Source organism: Brachybacterium sp. HMSC06H03 (genome assembly GCF_001807385.1).
In the GTDB taxonomy this organism is placed as follows: Bacteria; Actinomycetota; Actinomycetes; order Actinomycetales; family Dermabacteraceae; genus Brachybacterium; species Brachybacterium conglomeratum.
Map to the genome: position 1 here is coordinate 1 of NZ_KV788813.1, position 2,453 is coordinate 2,453.

At 73.9% G+C, this 2,453-nt stretch carries 5 protein-coding genes; 4 read left to right on the forward strand and 1 reads right to left on the reverse strand.

The window, feature by feature from the left end; translation table 11 throughout:
* Positions 1–349, forward strand: a 349-nt coding sequence (locus tag HMPREF3159_RS09745) for an FCD domain-containing protein (protein ID WP_141748168.1), incomplete at its 5' end; no start/stop codon positions are given.
* Here HMPREF3159_RS09745 and HMPREF3159_RS18080 read toward each other — a convergent pair.
* A complete protein-coding gene (locus tag HMPREF3159_RS18080) occupies positions 321–455 on the reverse strand; it encodes a hypothetical protein (protein ID WP_256374525.1) in 135 nt (44 codons plus the stop codon). The two genes, HMPREF3159_RS09745 and HMPREF3159_RS18080, sit on opposite strands and share 29 nt — an antisense overlap.
* A 210-nt stretch (positions 456–665) precedes the next feature.
* Between HMPREF3159_RS18080 and HMPREF3159_RS09750 the strand changes: the two genes are divergently transcribed.
* From HMPREF3159_RS09750 to HMPREF3159_RS09760, 3 genes are all read left to right on the forward strand, one after another.
* Positions 666–1,334, forward strand: a complete 669-nt coding sequence (locus tag HMPREF3159_RS09750; protein ID WP_070500854.1) for a DUF4282 domain-containing protein — start codon at positions 666–668, stop codon at positions 1,332–1,334.
* An 89-nt stretch (positions 1,335–1,423) separates the two neighbouring features.
* Positions 1,424–2,095: an RNA polymerase sigma factor gene (locus HMPREF3159_RS09755; protein ID WP_070500855.1), complete on the forward strand. Its 672-nt coding sequence runs from the start codon at positions 1,424–1,426 to the stop codon at positions 2,093–2,095.
* The coding region (locus tag HMPREF3159_RS09760; protein WP_168165413.1) for a protein kinase at positions 2,092–2,453 on the forward strand (362 nt) is incomplete at its 3' end. The genes HMPREF3159_RS09755 and HMPREF3159_RS09760, both read left to right, overlap by 4 nt.

The following is a 2,453-nucleotide window of genomic DNA, read 5'->3' on the forward strand; positions in this document are numbered from 1 at the left end:
GGCCCGCGAGGTCCGCGACGGGCGCGGGAGCACCCGCGCACTCGCCGCCGCCGCAGAGGCGATGGTCGAGGCGGCCGACGGGCCCGAGTCCGGAGCCTTCCTCGCCGCCGACCGGGCCTTCCACGCCGAGGTCCTCGCCCTCTCCGGAAACGCGATGCTCGGCCGGCTGCGGGCCGTGATCGAGGAGGGACTGCGCCACCGGGCGACCGTCGAGCGGGGCGAGCAGGCCCCCGACCGGCACGACCTCGGCCTGCACCAGGAGGTCGCCGCCGCGATCGGCGCCGGCGACGAGGCGGGGGCCGCGGCACGGATGCGGGAGATCATCGAGCGGGCGACGGCGCCACGCTGAGCAGTGCGGCGACGGAGCTGACCGCGCCGGAGCCTGCGGTCTCGGAGCTGAGCAGCTGCTGCAAGATGCGGCCGAGCGGCGGGACCCCGTCGGTCAAGATCTGCATGGTGCGGTCGGACCGCCGAGCTTCGCATCCGCTCGCGACGCCAATGGGCGGGGGCCGCGGGCGTCCTCCGGCCAGGGCCGACTCCGCTCCGCAGATGCCTCCCCATCGCCGTCGCCCGCGGGCTACGGTGAGCGTCGAGGTGGGAACGGCGGCGCGGGGGCGCCGACGACCTCCTCCTCGTCCATCAGATCTCGCAGAAGGAGTCGCACCATGTCGCAGCCGCCCGAGGGCAGCAACCCGCTGGATCCGCAGCACGGACAGGGCTCTGCGTCCGATCCGTCGAGCAGCGGATACGGCGCCCAGGAGCAGGCCCCCTCCGCCGGCGGGGCCGGGCAGGATCCCTACGCCGCCCCGTCCTCGGACCCCTACGGCCAGCAGTCCGCCGCGGCGTCCGGTCAGCAGGACGCCTGGGGGGCGCAGAGCGCGCCGTCGGCCCCGCAGCCGCCCGCCCAGGGGCAGGCCTGGGGCTCCGCGCAGAGCCCCGCGGCCGCGCCCTACCCCGCCACCGGCGGCGGCGCCTCCGGGGACGGCCGCTTCGGCGAGGCAGGCTTCTTCAAGGCGCTGTTCGACTTCAAGTTCGAGCACTTCATCACCGTGAAGTTCTCGTCGTTCCTCTACGTCATCGCGTTCGTCGTCGCGGCGGTGATGTGGCTGATGAGCATCGTCAACGGCATCTTCCTCGGACTCGCCTGGGGCAGCATGAACAGCTTCTACGGCGAGGGCGGATTCAATGCGTTCCCGCTGATCGTCTCGATCCTGTTCGGCTGGATCCCTTCGGTGATCGCGCTGATCGCGATGCGTCTCGGCCTCGAGTTCGCGGTCGCGACCGTGCGCACGGCCCAGAACACCGGCCGCATCGCGGAGGCCTCGCAGCGCTGAGCTCGCTCCGGGCCTGCCCGGCCCGCATGTCGTCCTGAACGGGGCGTCCGCCGCTCGGCGGGCGCCCCGTTCGCGATAGGCTCGCGAGCATGGGGACGGAGTGGGGACCGCCGCCGGGGTCGACGGCGCAGCACGGCGATGAGCTGGCACGACATCTGCACGCAGGGCGCCTCGACGCCGCGCGTCGCACGGCCGACGAGCTCCTCGCAGCCGACGGCCAGGATGAGGCTCTCGCTCTCCTCGCCGAGCACGCCCGATCGAGCCCCGCCGCGCTCGAGCTCTTCGTCGAGGTGCTGGACGGCACCGGCGTGGTGCGCCGCTTCGTCGGGGCCGCGCTGCTGGATCCCGGGGCGGTCGAGGACGTCGCCCAGGACTCCCTCATCTCGATCGCGGAGTCGATCCACCGCTTCGACGGCCGCTCCAAGGTCACCACCTGGGTGCATTCCATCGTCCGACACCGGGTCGCGGACCATCTGCGGCGCCTGCGGGCCACGGTCGAGCTCGAGGAGCAGCACCGGCCCGCCGAGAGGATGAGCTCGCTGATCGCCGAGCGCGTCAGCGTGCGGCAGGTGCTCGCGGATCTCCCGGACCTCTACCGCGTCCCCCTCGAGCTGCGGGACCTCGAGCAGCTGCCCTACGCGCAGATCGCGGAGCATCTGGACCGCGCCGAGGGCACCGTGAAGTCGCAGGTCAGCCGCGGCCGGGCGATGCTCGCCGGGCGACTGGGCGCGGACGATCCCGCGCCCGGAGCTTCCGCGTGACGCGGCTCGGCGAGCGCTACCGCCTGGGCGGGGTGATCGGCGCGGGCTCCTTCGCGACCGTGCATCGGGCGCGGGACGAGCGACTGGACGCGGACGTCGCGGTGAAGGTGCTCGCGGAGAACCACAGCCTGAACCCGGAGATCCGCGAGCGGTTCATCGCCGAGGGCCGCAGTCTGCGCCGCGTCGGCGGGCGCCACCTCGTCTCCGTCCACGACATCGACCAGAACGAGCGTCAGCAGCCCTATCTGGTGCTCGAGCTCGCCGACCGCGGCTCCCTGCGCCGCCGGGTCGAGGAGCTGCGCGCAGGCGGCTGGCGCGCCACCGGCGCCGACGTGCTCGCCGTGGCGAGGCCCCTCGC